The sequence below is a fragment of the Carboxylicivirga sediminis genome (assembly GCF_018156225.1).
GTDB classification, from domain to species: domain Bacteria; phylum Bacteroidota; class Bacteroidia; order Bacteroidales; family Marinilabiliaceae; genus Carboxylicivirga; species Carboxylicivirga sediminis.
Genome location: NZ_JAGTAR010000037.1, coordinates 13,045 through 32,085, shown reverse-complemented (window position 1 = coordinate 32,085; position 19,041 = coordinate 13,045). Strand labels below are relative to the sequence as shown.

Annotated in this window: 15 protein-coding genes; 11 read left to right on the top strand and 4 right to left on the bottom strand. The window is 43.2% G+C overall.

Features of this window, described 5'->3' with window-relative positions; all coding sequences use genetic code 11:
* Positions 1-7 precede the first annotated feature (7 nt).
* The gene (locus tag KDU71_RS19020) at positions 8-3,118 is read left to right on the top strand and encodes an efflux RND transporter permease subunit (protein WP_212192696.1); all 3,111 of its coding nucleotides are present in this window, start codon (positions 8-10) and stop codon (positions 3,116-3,118) included.
* On the top strand, positions 3,115-4,293 hold the full coding sequence (locus tag KDU71_RS19015) for a TolC family protein (RefSeq protein WP_212192695.1): 1,179 nt from the start codon (positions 3,115-3,117) through the stop codon (positions 4,291-4,293). Before KDU71_RS19020 ends, KDU71_RS19015 begins: the two co-directional genes overlap by 4 nt.
* Before the next feature lie 75 nt (positions 4,294-4,368).
* Here KDU71_RS19015 and KDU71_RS19010 read toward each other — a convergent pair whose 3' ends face one another.
* Positions 4,369-4,719, bottom strand: coding sequence for a translation initiation factor (locus KDU71_RS19010; protein ID WP_212192694.1), 351 nt, complete (start codon positions 4,717-4,719; stop codon positions 4,369-4,371).
* Between the two features lie 79 nt (positions 4,720-4,798).
* Here KDU71_RS19010 and KDU71_RS19005 point away from each other — a divergent pair, with 79 nt between their 5' ends.
* From KDU71_RS19005 to KDU71_RS18995, 3 genes are all read left to right on the top strand, one after another.
* The gene (locus KDU71_RS19005) at positions 4,799-5,497 is read left to right on the top strand and encodes an HAD family hydrolase (RefSeq protein WP_212192693.1); all 699 of its coding nucleotides are present in this window, start codon (positions 4,799-4,801) and stop codon (positions 5,495-5,497) included.
* A 197-nt stretch (positions 5,498-5,694) separates the two neighbouring features.
* Entirely contained in the window at positions 5,695-6,105 is a 411-nt protein-coding gene (locus KDU71_RS19000) for a DUF2721 domain-containing protein (RefSeq protein ID WP_212192692.1), read from the top strand.
* 111 nt (positions 6,106-6,216) lie between these two features.
* Complete coding sequence (locus KDU71_RS18995; RefSeq protein WP_212192691.1) at positions 6,217-6,897, top strand: hypothetical protein; 681 nt, start codon at positions 6,217-6,219, stop codon at positions 6,895-6,897.
* Positions 6,898-7,342: 445 nt separating this feature from the next.
* Here the strand turns inward: KDU71_RS18995 and speB are convergent, their stop codons facing one another.
* The 3 genes from speB to KDU71_RS18980 all read right to left on the bottom strand — a co-directional run bounded on the left by speB (position 7,343) and on the right by KDU71_RS18980 (position 10,739).
* Positions 7,343-8,200, bottom strand: coding sequence for an agmatinase (gene speB / locus KDU71_RS18990; RefSeq protein ID WP_212192690.1), 858 nt, complete (start codon positions 8,198-8,200; stop codon positions 7,343-7,345).
* Entirely contained in the window at positions 8,190-9,602 is a 1,413-nt protein-coding gene (locus tag KDU71_RS18985; RefSeq protein WP_212192689.1) for a type III PLP-dependent enzyme domain-containing protein, read from the bottom strand. The genes speB and KDU71_RS18985 overlap by 11 nt, the downstream gene beginning before the upstream one ends.
* A 90-nt stretch (positions 9,603-9,692) precedes the next feature.
* The gene (locus KDU71_RS18980) at positions 9,693-10,739 is read right to left on the bottom strand and encodes an SDR family oxidoreductase (protein ID WP_212192688.1); all 1,047 of its coding nucleotides are present in this window, start codon (positions 10,737-10,739) and stop codon (positions 9,693-9,695) included.
* Between the two features lie 8 nt (positions 10,740-10,747).
* Here KDU71_RS18980 and KDU71_RS18975 point away from each other — a divergent pair, with 8 nt between their 5' ends.
* The 6 genes from KDU71_RS18975 to KDU71_RS18950 are packed head-to-tail and all read left to right on the top strand — an operon-like array spanning position 10,748 to position 19,035.
* Positions 10,748-11,476 (top strand): GntR family transcriptional regulator, encoded by a 729-nt coding sequence (locus tag KDU71_RS18975; RefSeq protein ID WP_212192687.1) that lies wholly within the window; start codon positions 10,748-10,750, stop codon positions 11,474-11,476.
* Positions 11,477-11,485: 9 nt separating this feature from the next.
* Entirely contained in the window at positions 11,486-12,424 is a 939-nt protein-coding gene (locus tag KDU71_RS18970; protein ID WP_212192686.1) for an ROK family protein, read from the top strand.
* 3 nt (positions 12,425-12,427) lie between these two features.
* The gene (locus KDU71_RS18965; RefSeq protein WP_212192685.1) at positions 12,428-13,603 is read left to right on the top strand and encodes an MFS transporter; all 1,176 of its coding nucleotides are present in this window, start codon (positions 12,428-12,430) and stop codon (positions 13,601-13,603) included.
* A 5-nt stretch (positions 13,604-13,608) separates the two neighbouring features.
* Complete coding sequence (locus KDU71_RS18960) at positions 13,609-15,990, top strand: GH92 family glycosyl hydrolase (RefSeq protein ID WP_212192684.1); 2,382 nt, start codon at positions 13,609-13,611, stop codon at positions 15,988-15,990.
* The gene (locus KDU71_RS18955) at positions 15,980-17,272 is read left to right on the top strand and encodes a GH36-type glycosyl hydrolase domain-containing protein (protein ID WP_212192683.1); all 1,293 of its coding nucleotides are present in this window, start codon (positions 15,980-15,982) and stop codon (positions 17,270-17,272) included. Before KDU71_RS18960 ends, KDU71_RS18955 begins: the two co-directional genes overlap by 11 nt.
* Positions 17,272-19,035, top strand: coding sequence for a class I mannose-6-phosphate isomerase (locus KDU71_RS18950; RefSeq protein WP_212192682.1), 1,764 nt, complete (start codon positions 17,272-17,274; stop codon positions 19,033-19,035). Before KDU71_RS18955 ends, KDU71_RS18950 begins: the two co-directional genes overlap by 1 nt.
* Positions 19,036-19,041 lie beyond the last annotated feature (6 nt).

The following is a 19,041-nucleotide window of genomic DNA, read 5'->3' as shown; positions in this document are numbered from 1 at the left end:
GCAGGCTATGTTAGATACGATCATAAAATTTTCGCTCCACAATAAGCTTATGGTGCTGTTGGGGGCAGCTATCTTAATGTTGGGTGGCCTGTATACGGCCAACAATATGGATGTGGATGTATTCCCGGATCTGACTGCCCCTACAGTGGTGGTGATGACCGATGCCCATGGCATGGCAGCTGAAGAGGTTGAGCGACTGGTGACATTCCCAATTGAGACGGCGGTAAATGGGGCTACTGATGTGAGAAGAGTACGTTCGGCCAGTTCACATGGCTTTTCGTTTGTATGGGTTGAGTTCGATTGGGGAACAGATGTGTTTAGGGCAAGGCAGATTGTCAGTGAGAAGCTGGTAACTTTGGCTGGTCAACTGCCACTGGGTATTTCTCAGCCGGTTCTGGCACCTCAGTCAAGTGTTATGGGGGAAATCCTGTTTATAGGTTTGCAATCTGATAGTACGGATAAGATGACATTGAGGACAATTGCCGATTGGCAGGTGAAGCCTTTGTTGCTGGCAACCGGTGGAGTTTCTCAGGTAACAATTATTGGTGGTGACTATAAACAGTATAAAGTACTGGCCGATCCGCATAAGATGATGCATTATGGTGTGACATTAGATGAACTGGCCAATGTGTGTCGTGGTATTAGCCAAAATAGTACCGGAGGAGTTATTCGGGAATATGGTAATGAATATGTTGTTCGCGGAGTCGGGCGGAGTAATGACCTTGTGGTATTGGGTAATTCGCTTATCAGACAAAATAACGGGCAGCCTGTGTACGTATATGATGTGGCTGATGTTGTTATAGAGCCTGCTGTCAAGATGGGGTATGCTTCTCAGAATGCTACACCGGCGGTAATTTTGTCAATATCAAAGCAACCAAATACCAATACACTCGAATTAACCGAGAGGATTGAAGCTAACCTGCAGACACTGTCAGAAACCTTACCCGCTGATGTCAGGCTGGATACAAAAATATTTCGCCAGGCTGATTTTATTGAAACATCAGTAAACAATGTGCAACGCGCTCTTATTGAGGGGGGGGTGTTTGTTGTTATCATCCTGTTTTTGTTTTTAGGAAGCTTCAGAACCACAGTAATTTCATTACTGGCCATTCCTTTGTCTCTGCTGGGCGCAGTGATCACGTTGAAGTACCTGAACCTGAACATAAATACAATGAGCCTTGGTGGTATGGCCATTGCCATTGGTTCGTTGGTAGATGATGCCATTATTGATGTTGAGAATGTATACAAACGCCTGCGACAGAATCATCAGTTGGCCAAAGAAAAACGTGAATCAACGCTTACAATCGTTTATGAAGCATCGAAAGAGATAAGGGCTTCCATATTAAATGCGACGTTGATTATTATAGTGGCGTTTGTGCCGTTATTCTTCTTATCTGGTATGGAAGGGCGTATGTTACGACCACTGGGTATTGCTTATATTGTTGCACTGTTCATGTCGCTAATCATAGCCATGACAATTACTCCTCTATTGTGTCGCTTATTGTTGACGGGCGATAATTATTTGAACCGTAAAGAAAAAGACAGTCGCTTAACGCGATTTCTACAAAACGGCTATCAGGCATCATTGCATTGGGCGTTGAGGCATAAAGCAGGATTTCTGATAGTGTCTGTTATAGTGTTTGTTATATCAATGGGTGTATTAGGCACTATGGGACGTAGCTTTTTACCTGAATTTAACGAAGGTGCCCTTACTATCTCAGCTGTCAGTCAGCCTGGTGTTTCTTTAGAGAAGAGTAATGAACTTGGTAATCTCATCGAAACCGAATTGCTGGATATACCTGAGGTCACCAGTACAGCTCGTCGTACTGGGCGTGGAGAACTGGATGAGCACTCACAAACAACCAATAGTGCAGAGATTGATGTTAATTTTATTGTTGGTGAACGTGGGCAGGAGGCTTTTATGGCTGAAGTACGTCATCGGCTGGCTAATGTGCCTGGAGTAGCCACTACTGTTGGCCAGCCATTGGGGCACCGCATTGATCATATGTTGTCGGGCACACGAGCTAATATTGCCATAAAGCTGTTTGGGCAGGATTTAAATCAACTGTTTGTGTTAGGTAACCAGCTTAAGGCAGCAATAAGTGATATTGAAGGATTGGTGGATGTAAATGTTGAACAACAAACCGAAGTTCCGCAGATTCAGATTAAGGCTGATAGAGGAAAGCTGGCCATGTATGGTATCACACTTAATGAGTTCAATGAATTTGTAGATGTGGCTTTTGCCGGAGAAAAGCTGGCTGACATATATGAAGGACAGCAGAGTTATGATCTGTTGTTACGCTTCAATCATGATTATACCAATTCAATTGAAGGGTTAAAGAAGGCTTTGATTGATGCCGGTGATGGCAAAAAAGTGCCACTCGAAGAAGTGGCTCATATCAGCTCTGCAGCAGGTCCTGGTATTATCACCAGGGAAAATGTGCAGCGCAAGCTGGTCGTATCTGCGAATGTGGCTGAACGTGATTTAAGAAGTGTGGTAAATGATATCAGGGAAAAGGTGAAGCAAAAAGTAAGTCTGCCTGATGGCTACCGCATAGAGTATGGCGGGCAATTTGAGAGTGAAGCAAAAGCATCGCAAACACTGATGTTGACGTCTTTTATGGCAATCTGTATTATCTTCCTCTTGCTGTATCAGGAATTTAAAAACATGCAGTTGGCGGCTATTATACTTATAAACCTGCCACTGGCTTTGATTGGAGGTGTATTTGCCATTAAGTTCACATCGGGTATTGTTAGTATTCCTGCTATCATCGGATTTATTACCCTGTTTGGTATTGCTACGCGTAATGGCATATTGCTGATATCCAATTATCAGCACATGAAGACGGATAAGTTGGGATTAACTGATCTGGTGGTACATGGTTCGGTTGATCGTTTAAATCCGATACTCATGACAGCTCTTACAGCTGCACTGGCCCTGATACCATTGGCGCTTAATGGCGATCAACCCGGAAACGAAATACAAAGCCCGATGGCTAAAGTCATATTGGGCGGTCTGCTCACTTCTACTTTATTAAATATGTATGTGATACCAATTGTGTATTACCTGTTACAAAAAAGAAAATCAGCTAGTGAAGCGAAAGGAGGTTTGTTATGAAGCGTTTATTAATTTTAAACTTACTATTGGTATCTATACACCTGGCAGGTCAAAATTCCATTCCGCAGTTGATTGAGCAGGTTGAGCTGAATAATCTGATGTTGAAATCGCTGCGGGCACAAACTGACGCGCTTATTATGGGCAATAAAACTGGGATGAATCCCTCCAATCCTGAAGTGGAGTACATCTACCAGTGGGGTAATACCAGCCAGTTGGGTAATAAGCAGGAGTTTCATGTCAGACAGAGTTTTGACTTTCCTACTGCTTATCGCTATCGCAGGCAAATGAGAGAAAATCTTAATGAGCAGGCCGAAATGCAATACCTCCATGCTTATAATAGAGTGATGCTCTCTGCTCAGCAGATCCTATACAGGTTGATCTACCAGAATGCACTGGAAGAGGAGTTTCAGAAGCGATTGAAGCATGCTGAACAGATTGCGAAGGCTTACCAGCTGAAGTTTGATGAAGGGGATGCCAATATATTGGAGCTAAACAAGGCCAATATTAATTTGCTTAATGCCCGCAATGCTCTTGCCCGGATTCAGTCCGACAAGCAATTGCAGGAAGAGCAGCTGCAGCAAATCAATGGTGGAATAGCTATTGAGTTTAACACAAAGTTTTGGCCATTAGCGCAACTACCCGAAAATTACGATGACTGGTTTAATGCTAATGCCGATATCATACCGGTACTTGGTAGTTTGCAAGATGGACTGGAAGCTAACCGATATAATGAGAAGCTAAACAAAGCGATGTCCTTGCCTAAACTAACAGGTGGCTATAGTGCCGAAACGGGCGCTGTAGATAAATTCCGCGGGGTAAATGTAGGATTAACGATTCCGTTGTGGGAAAATAAGAATACAGTAAAAGAAGCCAGGCTAACTACACTGGCATTAGAAAATCAGATGGCTGATACGCGTTTACAACTTTATCACGGGTTAAAAGCAATTTATTTAAAAGCCGGTAACATGCAGGCTGTTGCTGCAGATTACCGAAGTGCCATGGATGCACTGAACAATACTGAATTGCTGCAGATAGCCCTTGAAAATGGGGAGATAAGTATTCTGGAATATATGATGGAGTTAGGTATTTACTATGAGGCTGTGGAAAATGCGCTTAATGCCGAACTGGATTATTACCTGAGTGTGGCACAAATGAATGCTTTCCAGATAAACTGATAAAGCGTGAGATATGTAATAAACCGTTCCTGTAGTTAATGTTTGACAGGAACGGTTTTGTTCTTAATCAGGTGATTAACCACCGGATTTTTTGACTTTGTAGCCATCGTTTTTAAGTAACTCAACTACTTTATCTCTAAAATCACCCTGTATCAATATCTCACCATTCTTGGCAGAGCCACCAACGCCGCATTTACTTTTAAGCATTTTACCCAGCTCTTTCAGGTCATCTTCATTGCCAATAAAGCCGGTTATCAGGGTTACTTTTTTTCCACCACGTTGTTTCTTGTCAAGCATCACTCGTAAATCCTGTTCCTGAGGATCAAGCGTTTCTTCCTGTTCATCCTCGTTATATTGGTAATCAAAATCCTGATTGGTTGAGAAAACTACGCCATCCAGGTTTTTCCACTTCTTTTTCTTTGCCATCTTTGTAATGTGTTTTTGCAAATGTAATAACAAACGAAGGATTAGTTTAAATTCTACGAACCATTCTTTATAGTAGCGTATGAATAAGATACCGGGAATAAAAGTGATTGCTTTTGATGCGGATGATACACTCTGGGAAAATGAAACCTTCTTCAGAGAGGCCGAAAATCAATTTGCGGAACTGATAAAAGACTATGCTGGCCGGGACGAGGTGCTTCGAATTTTATACGAAGTAGAGATGGCTAATATGCCGGTGTACGGTTATGGTATTAAGGCCTTTATTTTATCACTGATTGAAACAGCCCAGCTCTTATCTGGTTTTCGCATTACGGCGCGCCAAACTAGCGAATTAATTGACCTGGGCAAAGAGATGCTGAAAAAGCCGGTTGTGTTACTTGAAGGCGTGGAAGAGGTATTGCAGCAGTTACATGGACATTATAAGCTGATAGTAGCCACAAAAGGCGATTTACTGGATCAGGAGCGGAAACTGGAAAAATCCGGATTGGGCAGTTATTTCCATCACATAGAGGTGATGAGCGATAAACATACAGAGGCCTATCGATCATTAATAGCTCACCTTGACTGTCAGCCCAAGCAAGTGCTTATGGTAGGTAATTCGCTCAAGTCAGATGTATTGCCAATTTTGGAATGTGGCGGGTGGGGTGCACATATTCCGTTTCATACCACCTGGCATCATGAGTTGGTGACTGAAGAGATCGTCTCCAATCAGTTCTATGAACTGACATCTATAAAGCAGTTACCGGAGTTGGTTTTTTGAAGAGATAACTGAGGCTACCAGCTAGCAATCAGTTATACCCATGTCGGATAATGTATTTTTAAAATTTTGTTTCTTCTGTCATCTGCTTTCTGCTTTCCTTCATCGGTCTCTCGTCTTTCTAAAACTTTGTTAAAAACAACTCCAATGTCGAACAAAGCCCTTCAGGCCTTGGTTTCTCCCTAATAAAATATATAATTATGGAAGCCTTAACATTAACAACGCCGGCCCTGCTGTTTTCTGCGGTGTCATTGATTTTATTAGCTTATACCAACCGTTTTCTGGGCTATGCCAGCCTGGTTCGTCAGCTATACGAAAAGTTGAAAGCCAACCCCGATCAGGTATTACTAGATCAGATAATGAACCTGCGCAAACGCCTGTACCTGATTAAGAATATGCAGCTGCTTGGGGTGGCCAGTCTCATGTTTTGTGTCTTATCCATGTTCCTGATCTATATCGAGGTGTTTCTACCGGCAGCCTATGCTTTCGGATTGGGATTACTTCTTTTAATTATCTCCCTGTTGCTATCGGGCTGGGAAATAAAGATATCGGTAAGGGCGCTCGATCTGCATTTAAATGATATGGAGCACTTTAGTGAAGATAATTCGTAAGTAGATCAGGTAGTTCATTAAGCATTATCCATTAATAAAAGCCAATGAACGTTAATGACGTAATATATGGCACAGGCTTTGATAATCACTTCGCGTTAAAACTGATTTAGTATGAAGAATAATTTTATCAACCTAAGTGTATTGGCTTTGCTTACGCTGGGTGTATTAGCTTGTTCAGATGATGATAACCAATCTCCTGAATCAAAAAACGCTACATTGTTGATGAAATCATCAGCTGTGAACCTTAAAACGGCTTACGAAATAACCTTCGCAGAGGCGACAATACATGTTGAAGAGGTTGAATTTGAGTCATTGGAAATTGATGGTGATGATTTTGATGTTGATTTTGAAGGCCCATTTGCAATTGATTTGTTGACCGGTATTAGTCAGCCCAAAATCCCGACTGCTTATCTGCTACCAGGTAAATATGAAGAAGTAGAAGTGGAGTTAGATGATGATGTATCACCAAATATTCAGGTGGCCGGTAGTCAGTACATTGATGACGAAAATTCAATTGATTTCGTATTTATGGCCGATGAGGATATTGATTTTGAGGCTGAGGCTGAGGCCGAAGATGTTGGTCAGGCTTACCTATTTGAAGTAATTGAGGGTGAGAACATCAACATTGTTATGGAGTTTAAACTTAATGAGTGGTTTAAAAGTGTTGAGTTCTCGTCAGGCATAGCCAATGAAGATGGGATTGTAGTGGTTAGCAAAACAGAAAACGAACAATTGTATCAGCAGATCATACGCAATATTGAGCAATCAAAATTGCTGGTGTATGCTGATTAAGCCATAGTGTATTAATAAAAGAATGCCACAGTTCATTTTGAGCTGTGGCATTTATATGTTTATGGATTAAAAGGTCTCAATCAGATGTCGATTGACTGTTCAAATTCAATTGAGCGCTTATTAAGTTATAAAATGACCGTTCAGATTTCATGGAGCGCTCATTCAACTGTCAAACGATCGTCCAATTTCCATGGACCGCTCATTCAGTTATCAAACGACCATCCAATATACACAGAGCGTTTATTCTGATATAGAATGACCCTTCAATTTTCATGGAAGGCTCATTCATGTGTCAAATGAGCGTTCAATTTTAGTGGAGCCCTTATTCAGCTTTCAAATGACCATTGGCACTATGTGTCAACTTTTCCAAAGTTCAAAACTCTGGAAAAGTTGATTCAGTACCTCAAGAAGTTTCTAGTATATGAGTTTATGGCCGGTCAGCCAACTATCGTTTAGCAAAAAACTTATAGGATAATAACTTGTAGTAGAGTTTAGCCACTAAAAAATCAGGTGCATGTAAACCATCAATGGGCGCAAACTCTACAATATCAAACCCCACAACATTTTTTCGTTCAAATACCTTTTTAAGGAAACGAATGGTGGTATCCCACGACAAACCTCCCGGCTCAGGTGTACCTGTCGATGGCATTATTGATGGATCAAAAGCATCCAGATCAATGGTGAGGTAAACATCATCAGTCATTAATTCAATGCATTTATCCATCCATTCTTCGGTACCATATATATTTTCAGCAAAGAAACACTTTTCTTTATTTATAAATGGTTTCTCCACCACATCCATGCTGCGGATACCGACCTGCACCAGGTTAGTTGTTTTGGAGGCCTTGTGCAACGCACATGCGTGATTGTATGCACTTCCCATGTATGATGGACGAAGATCTGAGTGCGCATCCAGTTGCAGTACTGTCAGGTTATCGTATTTCTTGCGATAGGCCTCAATGGCGCCAATGCTTACCGAGTGCTCGCCACCAAAGAAGGTGATGAACTTATTAAGTTTCAGCAGCTCTTTTGTTTTCGCATACACTGCTTCATACACCTGTTCAGGGCTTCGGTTTTCGTCAATGGTTGGCAGAATATGGATACCTTTCTTGTATACTTCCGAATCGGTTTCAATATCATAAAACTCCAGATTAGGCGTGGTATTCATAAATACCTCAAAGCCCTTATCAGCTCCTTTACCCCAAGTGCTGGTGCCATCGTATGGGATGGGTTGAAGTACTATTTCTGCCTCCTCCAGCGATATGTATTTATCGTCTATATCTCCAAAAATCCTATTCTTCATCTAAATAGCCTAAAATATCCAACATTTCACGAACTGATTGCTCTTCACGATACACAGTATCTACAATATTGCCCGTATCATCGCGGTCGATAATAACATGCTTGGGTGCAGGTATCAGACAATGTTTTATACCTCCATAGCCACTCACCGAATCCTGATAGGCACCCGTGTGGAAGAAGCCCAGGTATAAAGGCTCTTCATCTGAATCGTTATAACTAGGTAGCAGCACCTCCTGGTTAAAATCCTCAGAGTTATAATAGTCGGAGTGATCGCAGCTGATGCCACCAATATTTACCCGGCCATATTCATTGTTCCATTTGTTAACAGGCAGCAAAATAAATTTCTCCTGAATCGACCAGGCATCAGGGATGGTATTCATCAGGCTGTTGTTGATAATGTACCAGTTCTCTGTATCGTTCTGCTGTTTTTGTTCCAGCACTTCAAAAATGATCGCCCCGGCTTCGCCAACGGTATATTTACCAAACTCGGTATAAATATCCGGCTCCATCACGTTTTCCTTTGTACAGGCGGTTTTAATATTTGAAATGATTTCATGAATCATGTACTCATAATTGTATTCGAAGCCTAAGTGGTTACGAATAGGAAATCCACCTCCCAGGTTGAACGATTCGAGATCGGCGCATTCTTTTTTCAACTCCACATACAATTTCAGGGCTTTCTGGAATTCGCCCCAGTAATATGGCGTGTCTTTAATACCCGAATCAACGAAAAAGTGCAGCATCTTCAGCTCAACCTTTTCGCTTGGCTTGATTTTCTCTTTATAAAAGTCAAGTATCTTATTGTGTTGAATGCCCAGACGCGAAGTATAATAGGCCGATTGAGCCTCCTCATTAATGGCCATGCGTAGCCCGATTTTAATCTTTTGCTTTGATTTCAGTTTCATCAGGCGCTCAAACTCGTTAATGCTGTCCAGCACAATGATAGAGTTTGTAAAACCCGACTCCTGCAGCTTGATAATCTTCTTCAGGTATTCCTCGGTTTTGTAACCATTATGAACGGTGATAATATCTTTGTTGATTTTACCTTTTTTATGAAGATAGCGCACCAGGTCAATATCGAATGAAGAAGATGTTTCGATATTAACATTGTGCTTAAGGGCTTCATTTATCACATGGTTAAAGTGATTACACTTCGTACAGTAACAAAAATGGTATTTGCCCTTGTAGGCATTGTTTTTAATCGCACGGTTAAATAGGTTACGTGCTTTTTTGATTTGGTCACCAATTTTTGGTAGGTAAATAAATCGGAATGGGGTACCATACTTTTCTATCAGGTATTTTAACGATACACCGTGAAAAGTAAGATAATCATTCTTAAGGTCGAAACCTTCCTGAGGAAAGTAAAAACTTTGCTCAATCAAATCAAAATACGTGTTCTTCATTTAGGTAATCCCAAGTAGTATTTTATTAATATTATATCGCAGCAAATGTATTTAAAATACCAGTAATATATAGTATTGAAAAAATAAATATCAGCTTTGTTTTACAACTTCATCAAAATAATCATTTAAGCGGTGTCTGCCATGCAATGGAGCAACGTTGTCTATGGCCATGGCACTTAAAAAGAACTCATACGGTCCATAGATTTTTGATGAAGTAAAATTTCGTAGTAACCAAATGCTTAATCGGCGAGTCCAATCGGGTAAATGTCGAATTTTTATGGGTTTATTCCACGCCTTTAATGCCATGGCCGCCAGTTCTTTCTGCGACAAAATCTGAGGTCCGCCCACCAATACTTCGTGTTCACCGGTTTCGAGGGCATTAATGCAGGCATGCGCTAAATCCTCACCGTGAATGGGGTTGAGTTGGTAGTGTCCATCCCCAAATAAGTAGACGGTTCCTTTTTTTGCCATGCTCAGAAAATCCTGCATATCAGAGAAAAAGCCGTTGGGCCTTACAATGGTGTAGTCTATACCTGATGCTTTCAGTTCATCAACAAAGCGTTCTTTGGCTTCAAATATTTTCAGATGCCTCAGCTTATCGCCATTTATCGCCGATACATACATAAAGTGTTTTACCTGTGATTGTTTCGCTTCAGCCAGTAAATTAGCATTCCCCAGGTAGTCAACATCCATATATGTGAGGCCATCTTTTTGGCGGGTTATGCCCACTGTTGATATTACGTAGTTTGTTGTGTCACAAATTCCTCTGATGCTATCAGGTTGGGTAATCTGACCAATAACAAATTCATCAACATCAGTAAATAAAGATTGCTGTGCCTCCTTGCGTATAAGTACTCTTACCCAGTAGCCTCTGTTTTTTAGTTCTTGCACAAGAAAGCGTCCGAGGTAACCGGTGGCGCCTGCCACAAGTACTCTTTGTGTTGGTTCTATCATAAATGATTGGTTAGTGTTGTTATAACCAAATGTAGTGCTTTCCATGCAATAGTTGCAGGATTGTGGTTGCAGGAAGCCGTTCAATCGTTCTTTTAATGGTGACAAATGTTTAAAACTGGCAGAATTCTTGCTATCACCATTGGACTGGATGTTTCCATTAAATACATTCGTATGTTCAAACATATGCACAAATGAAGCTAGCAATTGACCACAACAGCCCGATTCCTTTGCACGCACAGGTAGAAATGCTGTTAAGAAAGATGATTGAGTTGCCTGAATACAAGAACGGTGGCTTATTACCCCGTGAAGTGGATTTGGCTAAACGCCTTGGCATTTCACGCAATACCTTAAGGCAGGCAACAAATAAACTGGAGTACGAAGGGCTGCTTATTCGAAAAAAGGGTATTGGTACCAAGGTGGCCGAAAAAAGCATTACCACGAATCTCGACAACTGGATGAGCTTCACTCAGGAAATGTCAGTACAAGGGGTGAGCTTTAAAAACTACTCATCGGAGGTAAAGATGGTTAAGGCGGATGCTAAAGTGGCATCTTTCTTTGATGTTAATGAAGGTACCGAAGTGCTTTGTTTGTCAAGATTAAGAGGCGATAAGGAAGGGCCATTTGTTTATTTCGAGAGTTACTTTCATCCGCGTATTCAGGTGAGCCCTGATGAGGACTTTACCCGTCCTCTATATGAGATATTGGAGAATGACTATAATGTTATTCCTACCACCTCCAGAGAAAAGATAAAAGCACGGTCTGCAACCGTTATAACGGCTAAACGCTTAGCTATAAAACCAGGTGAACCTGTGTTGGTGCGCGAGCGCTATGTATCCGATCCAGGCGGGCGGCCCATTGAATACAATATTGGCTTTTATCATGCTGAGAAATTTACCTATTCGATCACAATCACACGATAATTATACGATATGCAAACTAAAAGATATGCCATTGGTGTTGATGTTGGCGGCAGCCATATCAGTTGTAAGGTATTTGATATTAATGAGAACATACTTTTAAATCAAAAGGAAAGGCACCTGCCCATTGATAATATGGGCAGCATGGAGGCTATTTTGGATGCTTTTGAAGCTTTGATTAAGCCTGCGCTTGAACAGTTAGCAACTTCTGAGTTGGCTGGTGTTGGTTTGGCAATGCCAGGTCCATTCGATTATGTGAAGGGCATTGGCTTGTTTTCAGGTGAGAACGCAAAGTATGTAAACCTGAATAATGTTGACATGAAAGAAGCCTTGAGTCAAAGGCTCAACATTCGTCCTGATAACATTCGATTTGTGAATGATGCCACAGCTTTTGCCATAGGTGAGTTCTTTAGTGGCAATTTAAAGGGTAGTCATAATTCGCTGGCAATTACCCTTGGAACCGGCTTTGGCTCTGCTTTTCTGCAAAATGGTATTCCTGTTATTAACGACGAGCGAGTGCCCGAAGGAGGCTGTCTTTGGTATTTACCTTTCGAAAATGGTATAGCTGATGATTATTTCTCCACTCGCGGTTTGGTTGAAAGGTATGAAGCGCATTCGAACAAACGGGTGTCTGGTGTGAAAGATATTGCCGAATTATATAACGATGACCTTGCTGCCGAACGAGTATTTACTGATTTTGGTAAGCAGCTGGCGGCATTCCTGTCCCCATGGTTCGAAAGTTTTCAGGTGGATAGATTGCTCATCGGTGGGAATATCTCCAAAGCCTTCTCTTTATTTAATGAGGTATTAAATGAAGCGTTATTAGCTCAGGGGCTCGAAGTAGATGTGGTTCAGTCGCAACTGCTGGAGGATGCAGCGTTCATTGGAGCAGGTGCCTTGCTGAATGATGAGTTCTATAGTTCGATTAGTGAACAGCTCAAATACATGTAAGCCATGACAGATACGCAAATCACTAAATCGAAGGCCGTATGGCCGGTGTTATTCTCATTTTTTGTGGTCAGCTTCGTCGACCTGGTGGGTACCGGTGTGGATGAGTTAAAGCAAGGTGCTGATACGCCCGATTACTTGTTACAGCTTATTCCCTTCGTGGCATTTATCTGGTTCTTTCTTATTTCGGTTCCGGCTGGAATTTGGCAGGCGCGTTATGGCAAAAAGCGGGTGTTGAATATAGCCATCCTCATAACAGTTTTGGGATTGTTTGTCCCGCTGTTGGGTAACACATTGCTGGTTATACTGGTATCATTCGCTCTATTGGGTATTGGCAATACCATTATGCAGGTGGCTGCCAATCCGTTATTGATGAGTGTGGTACCCGCTGAGAAAGGTTCCGGTTACCTGAGTCTGTCGCAGTTTATCAAGTCCCTTGGTTCCATGGTGGGACCGTATGTGGCTGCTGTAGTTGGGCCATTGGTAGCCAGCGCCATTGGTTTTGAAGGAGAGGGAACCTGGCGGTTTGGCTTGTATTTATTTGGTATTGTTGCTTTTATGGCATGGTTGTGGCTTAGCCTAACGCCTGTAGCGGAGGAAAAGAATGCAGATACGCAGGTGACCATAGGCTCTTGCCTAAAGCTGTTGGGTAATCGTTACATCGCATTGATGGTATTGGGCATCTTTGCTGTTGTGGGTATTGATGTGGCCATCAACTCTAATATTGGCACATTTCTGCAGCTAAAGATTGGTGTTAGCGAAGAGGCCGCCAAATACGGCAAATCAGTTTACTTTTTTGCCAAGATGCTGGGTACACTGGTAGGCGGTATTTTACTGATGAAAGGCAATGCCAACACATTCCTGAAATGGTCCACCTTATTGGCGTTGGTATTTGTATTTGCACTCACTTTTGTGCAGCATAGCATTGCGGCCTGGATTCTTGTGGGGCTTATCAGTCTGGGCGTTTCCAATATATTTCCGTTGATCTATTCCATTACAGTAGGTAATTATCCCGACAGGTCCGATGAGATATCTGGTCTGATGATGATGGCCATCTCAGGAGGTGCCATTTTTCCACTGTTGGTTGGCCTGGCTATGCGATCACACCTGAACGGTGGTTTATGGATCATATTCGGTCTGCTGGTGTTTATTCTATTGCTAACACGCGTTAAAAAATCATAGATAAAATGAATCAAATAAAGATGTATCTATACATATGTTCAAACATATCAACAAGGATTAAGCGATTCGTCACAGCCGGCTTATTGGCAACGGCTCTGTTTGCCTGTAACAAATCGGAAAAGGCGGCTTATGACTATGTCAATCCGAATATTGGAACGGCTCATAGTCGCTGGTTTTTTTATACACCGGCAGCACAGCCTTTCGGGATGGCCAAGCCTGCACCATCAACCAACGGGCATTATGGAAATAAATGGGGTTGGGAAGCTGTGGGCTACGATGACAGGCATACCTCCATTGAGAGCTTTGTTAATGTGCATGAATTCCAGGTGGGAGGCATTGCCATGATGCCTACTGTTGGGAAATTGTTGACTCAACCAGGCTTGCTGGAAGAGCCGGATGCGGGCTATCGCTCACGTTTTGCAAAAGAAAATGAAGTGGCACAGCCAGGGTATTATAGTGTAATGCTGGATGATTATGGCATCAAAGCCGAACTGACATCCACTAAGCGGGTGGCCGTTCATCGTTATACATTCCCGCAGAGTGAGCATGCTCATATTTTATTTGATATTGGTCGCAGGCAAGGCGAAAGCGGTAAAGTAGTGGATGCCATGGTACGAAAAGCAGGCACCAACACCATTGAAGGATGGGTGAGAACAGAGCCTGAGTATGTGAAGAAATACCAAAGCGGCGCTTTCATCGATATTTATTTCTCTGCAGAGCTTGACCGGGCAATTGATGAGTTTGGGATGTTCAGAGGTGATACCGTTTATGCAGGAGCTGATCTAATCAGTGGTGAAGGTGCGGGGGCTTATGTAACATTTAAATCCAATGCAAACGAACAGGTGGAAATACAGGTAGGCTTATCCTACACATCCATTGACAATGCCCGCCTTAATCGCACAAGCGAAGGCTTAAGTTTTGATAATGCCAAAGCGGCAGCCACGGAAATATGGGGCAATGAACTGAATAAAATAAAGGTGTCGGGCGGCACTGAGGCTGATAAGACTAAGTTCTACACGGGCTTATACCATGCTATACTGGGGCGTGGCTTAGCCAGTGATGTGAACGGGGCTTATCCCAAGAATGATGGTTCAGTTGGGCAAATTCCTTTGAATGCAGCCGGTGAACCTGAATATAATTTCTATAACACCGATGCTATATGGGGCGCTTTCTGGAACCTGACACAGCTTTGGGCATTGGCCTGGCCTGAGTACTATAACGACTATGTGCAGTCGCACTTGCTGGTATATAAGGATACGGGCTGGTTGGGCGATGGCCTGGCTAACAGCCGCTACGTATCGGGTGTGGGTACCAACTTTGTGGGACTTATCATTGCAGCGGCCTATAATTGTGGCATTCGTAATTACGATGTTAATTTGGCCCTTGAGGCGGCTCTCAAGAACGAATTGGAATGGAAAAACCGACCCATGGGAGCGGGAAAGCTTGATGTGGAACAGTTTGTGAAGAATGGTTACATCGCGCATACCGACGATTGGGGTGATATACCCGAAGCTACAGCTTTTTGTGCCTCTCACATGCTCGAGTATTCATTTAGTGCAAATGCCGTGGCACAGATGGCCAGATCACTGGGACAGCTAAAAGAATACAAACAATTGAAAGAGCTGTCATCGGCCTGGGAATATATTTTTAACGAAGAGAGTGGTTTTATTCACCCCAGGGACAGTGTGGGCAACTTTATTTCTGATTTTAAACCATTTCAGGCCTGGAGAGGATTTCAGGAAGGCAACTCGTGGCAGTACAGTTTTTATATACCCCATCACATCAAGCAATTGGTAGATAAGATGGGGGAAGCTGAGTTTGTGGAACGACTGGATACGCTTTTCCTCTCGTCGCGCGCCAATAACTTTGGCGGTGGTACCGAAATTGATGCCTTTGCGGGTGTGGAAACCATTTATAATCATGGTAACCAGCCCAGCCTGCACATCTCATGGCTATACAACTTCACTGGTCAGCCTGAGAAAACACAGTACTGGACACGCACCATCTGCGATGAGTTTTATGGTACTAATCCTATTCATGGCTATGGCTACGGGCAGGATGAAGACCAGGGACAGCTGGGTGCCTGGTACGTAATGGCATCCATTGGCTTGTTCGATGTAGCTGGCTTAACCAATGAAGTACCAACCATGCAGATTGGCAGTCCGGCTTTTGATGAGGTGTGCATCAGCCTCAATCCGGATTATTACTCTGGGAAACAAATCGTGATCAAATCAAAAAACAACACACCAGACAATAAGTTGCTGCAGTCGGCAAAGCTCAATGGCAAGAAGCTTGATAAGTACGAAGTGGCCTTTAAAGACCTGGTGAACGGTGCGTTTATTGAATTAGAAAAAACAACAGAAACATTATATGACAATGAGAAATAAACTAATGATTGGCCTCATGGCCATTGCTTTAATGGGATGTGGAAAAGCTCCAAAGGTGAGCGAAGAGTTAAAGACATCTATTCAGACCAATGAGAGTTTCAAGTTTGTTAAAACGAAGGCACTGGAAGTGGTTAAGACCGGGTTTAATGCCGGTGATGGTTACGGTGAGGTGTGGATTCGCGATTACAATACCTTTATCGAATTGTCGGCCGAAGTGTATCCACACGATGAGTTGAAGGAAAACCTGCGCGTCTTCTTCCGTTTACAAGGTGACGATGGCAATATTCTTGATGGTTTTATTCCTCAAAGTAAGGCAGTTCAATCCGAAGGGGGCTACACGTATTACTACAATGAGCTGGAACCTACCTATTGCGGTCATAAAAACGATGTGGAGACCGACCATGAGACATCATTGGTGCAGGCCGTTTACAAGTATGTTACCAAAACAGGCGATACCGCTTTCTTAAAAGAGAAGATTGGCGATAAAACAGTAGCCGAGCGCATGGAATGGGCAATGGAGTTCTTGTTAAATCATCGCTGGAGCAATGAGTATGGTTTGATTTGGGGTGCTACTACTGCCGACTGGGGCGATGTGCAGCAAAGTCATCCATGGGGTGTTTTCATCGATGAGGATACCAAGTTTAGCTTGGATATCTACGACAATGCCATGTTCATCATTGCGTTGAATAACATGATGGAGATAGTGCCTGAGTCAAAAGCCAAATGGGAACCCATTCGCGATGGATTGGCCCAAAATACCATGCTTCACCTGTGGGATACGGAGAATGACAAGTTCATCCCACACGTGTACCTCGATGGTTCGCCATTCCCGGCTGATTTTGACGAGAACGAGATTTATTATCATGGAGGTACGGCCGTTGCCATCGAGGCCGGTTTACTGAGTAATGAGCAAATCAAAATATCACTGGATAAGATGATTGCCAATGTAAAAGCATCAGGTGCAGGTTCTATTGGTTTGACTATGTACCCACCATATCCTGAAGGTTTCTTCGAGAACAAGGGCATGTACCCTTATGGCTACCAGAATGGTGGTGACTGGACCTGGTTTGGGGCACGTATAATACAGCAGCTGATTGACTACGGTTTCTACCAGGAAGCCTATGAGCAGCTGTTACCAATGACTGAGCGTGTGGTGAAGAACGATGGTTTCTTTGAGTGGTACACGGTGAATAACGAACCTACCGGTTCAGGTACTTTCCGTGGTTCGGCTGGTGTGCTGTATAAGGCAATTGAAATGTTGGAACAGGTTATTGAAGAGTAATGAGTAAGATAAGGGAAACAAAACAGTTTTTACTGCCTTTGCAGAAGGCAAATGTAACTAAAGGGAATTATGATCTTTATCCAACCGCCAGGTTGGATAAAGGTGCTATTCAGGCAGGTAGCAAGGCATTGGTTGAGCGCATGGCCAATGAGAAAGTAATCATTATTGATGGTTATGTGGGTGTATTTTACGAGGAGATAGTAAAGGAGCTGGAAGAAGCACTTCGCCAGAAAGGTAAGGTGGTTAACAGCATCTCAATGCAGGAGGCCTTAAAGCCGTCTAATGTGATTGATGCTATGATTGCGCCTTTCCTGGGTGGTGACGACCCCATTTTCGGCAAGCGCACCAGTTTGCAGTTAAAAGACTTTTATCAGGAGGAAAAGCTGAAGAACCTGCCGCTGGATGCCAGTGCGGATATCAACATTATTTACGGGCCGGGTGCGGCTTTATCAGGTGCTGAAGGCCTGTTGGTGTATGTCGATCTGCCTAAGAATGAGCTGCAGTTCAGGGCGCGTGCCAAATCGGTATGTAACCTGGGAGCTGAGGAGCCAGCTGCCGGTAAGGTGATGTACAAACGCTTTTATTTTGTCGATTGGGTGGTGCTCAACAGTCACAAGGCAGTGTTATTGCCTGCTATTGATATAGTGATTGACGGTCAACAAACCGAAGAGCTGGTATGGATGAGTGGCGATAAGCTTCGCCAGGGCTTACACAATATGGCGCAAAACGTTTTTCGTGTGCGTCCGTGGTTTGAGCCGGGGGCCTGGGGCGGTCAATGGATCAAAGACAAAATCAAGCAGCTGAATCCGGATGTGATTAACTACGCCTGGTCCTTTGAACTGATTGTGCCGGAGAATGGTCTGCTGTTCGAAAGCGATGGGCTGATGCTGGAGGTGTCTTTCGATTCTATTATGTTTCAGGAGTATAAGGCGGTGATGGGGCAGCATGCCGAGCAGTTTATGTATGAGTTTCCTCTTCGCTTCGATTTTCTGGATACATTCGATGGGGGCAACCTTTCCATTCAATGCCATCCGCAGGTGGATTATATACAGCAGCACTTTGGCGAAACCATTACGCAGGAAGAGACCTATTACATACTGGATGCCGGTAAGGATGCGAAGTGCTACCTGGGCTTCCAGGAGTCTATCGATCCGAAAGGGTTTGAGGCCGATTTAAAGTACAGCTTCGATAATAAGGAGCCAATTGATATTACCAAACACGTGCAGGTGCTCGACAGCCATAAGCACGATTTATTTCTGATTCCTCCGGGCACGATTCATGGCTCAGGAACCGAGAACCTGGTGCTTGAAATCAGCACCACGCCCTACATCTTTACCTTCAAAATGTATGACTGGTTGCGCGTGGATTTAGATGGCCAGCCTCGACCAATTAATGTGGAGCGAGGTATGGAGAATCTGTGTTTCGACCGTAAAGGTGAGTATGTGACGGAGAAGCTGGTTGCCAAGCCTGCTTTATTGGCCGAAGGTGATGACTGGAAACACTACCACCTGGCAACCCACGCCAAGCATACCTATGACGTGGAGCGTTACCATTTCAATTCAAGCATTGAGATTGATACTGCGAACAAGTGTAATGTATTGTCGCTTGTGGAAGGAAGCAGCATTATTGTGGAAACACAAAATGGCATGCGTCAACGTTTTAATTACGCCGAAACGTTTGTGATTCCAGCTGCTGCCGGTGCATACAAAATCATCAACGAAGGGGGTAATGAGGCCAAGGTAGTTAAAGCCTACATGAAGTAAACTTTT

Excerpts from the sequence above, each read along its gene's own strand:
- KDU71_RS19020 (WP_212192696.1), top strand. The coding sequence starts at position 8 with ATGTTAGATACGATCATAAAATTTTCGCTCCACAATAAGCTTATGGTG.
- KDU71_RS19015 (WP_212192695.1), top strand. The coding sequence starts at position 3,115 with ATGAAGCGTTTATTAATTTTAAACTTACTATTGGTATCTATACACCTG.
- KDU71_RS19010 (WP_212192694.1), bottom strand. The coding sequence starts at position 4,719 with ATGGCAAAGAAAAAGAAGTGGAAAAACCTGGATGGCGTAGTTTTCTCA.
- KDU71_RS19005 (WP_212192693.1), top strand. The coding sequence starts at position 4,799 with ATGAATAAGATACCGGGAATAAAAGTGATTGCTTTTGATGCGGATGAT.
- KDU71_RS19000 (WP_212192692.1), top strand. The coding sequence starts at position 5,695 with ATGGAAGCCTTAACATTAACAACGCCGGCCCTGCTGTTTTCTGCGGTG.
- KDU71_RS18995 (WP_212192691.1), top strand. The coding sequence starts at position 6,217 with ATGAAGAATAATTTTATCAACCTAAGTGTATTGGCTTTGCTTACGCTG.
- speB (WP_212192690.1), bottom strand. The coding sequence starts at position 8,200 with ATGAAGAATAGGATTTTTGGAGATATAGACGATAAATACATATCGCTG.
- KDU71_RS18985 (WP_212192689.1), bottom strand. The coding sequence starts at position 9,602 with ATGAAGAACACGTATTTTGATTTGATTGAGCAAAGTTTTTACTTTCCT.
- KDU71_RS18980 (WP_212192688.1), bottom strand. The coding sequence starts at position 10,739 with ATGTTTGAACATACGAATGTATTTAATGGAAACATCCAGTCCAATGGT.
- KDU71_RS18975 (WP_212192687.1), top strand. The coding sequence starts at position 10,748 with ATGAAGCTAGCAATTGACCACAACAGCCCGATTCCTTTGCACGCACAG.
- KDU71_RS18970 (WP_212192686.1), top strand. The coding sequence starts at position 11,486 with ATGCAAACTAAAAGATATGCCATTGGTGTTGATGTTGGCGGCAGCCAT.
- KDU71_RS18965 (WP_212192685.1), top strand. The coding sequence starts at position 12,428 with ATGACAGATACGCAAATCACTAAATCGAAGGCCGTATGGCCGGTGTTA.
- KDU71_RS18960 (WP_212192684.1), top strand. The coding sequence starts at position 13,609 with ATGAATCAAATAAAGATGTATCTATACATATGTTCAAACATATCAACA.
- KDU71_RS18955 (WP_212192683.1), top strand. The coding sequence starts at position 15,980 with ATGAGAAATAAACTAATGATTGGCCTCATGGCCATTGCTTTAATGGGA.
- KDU71_RS18950 (WP_212192682.1), top strand. The coding sequence starts at position 17,272 with ATGAGTAAGATAAGGGAAACAAAACAGTTTTTACTGCCTTTGCAGAAG.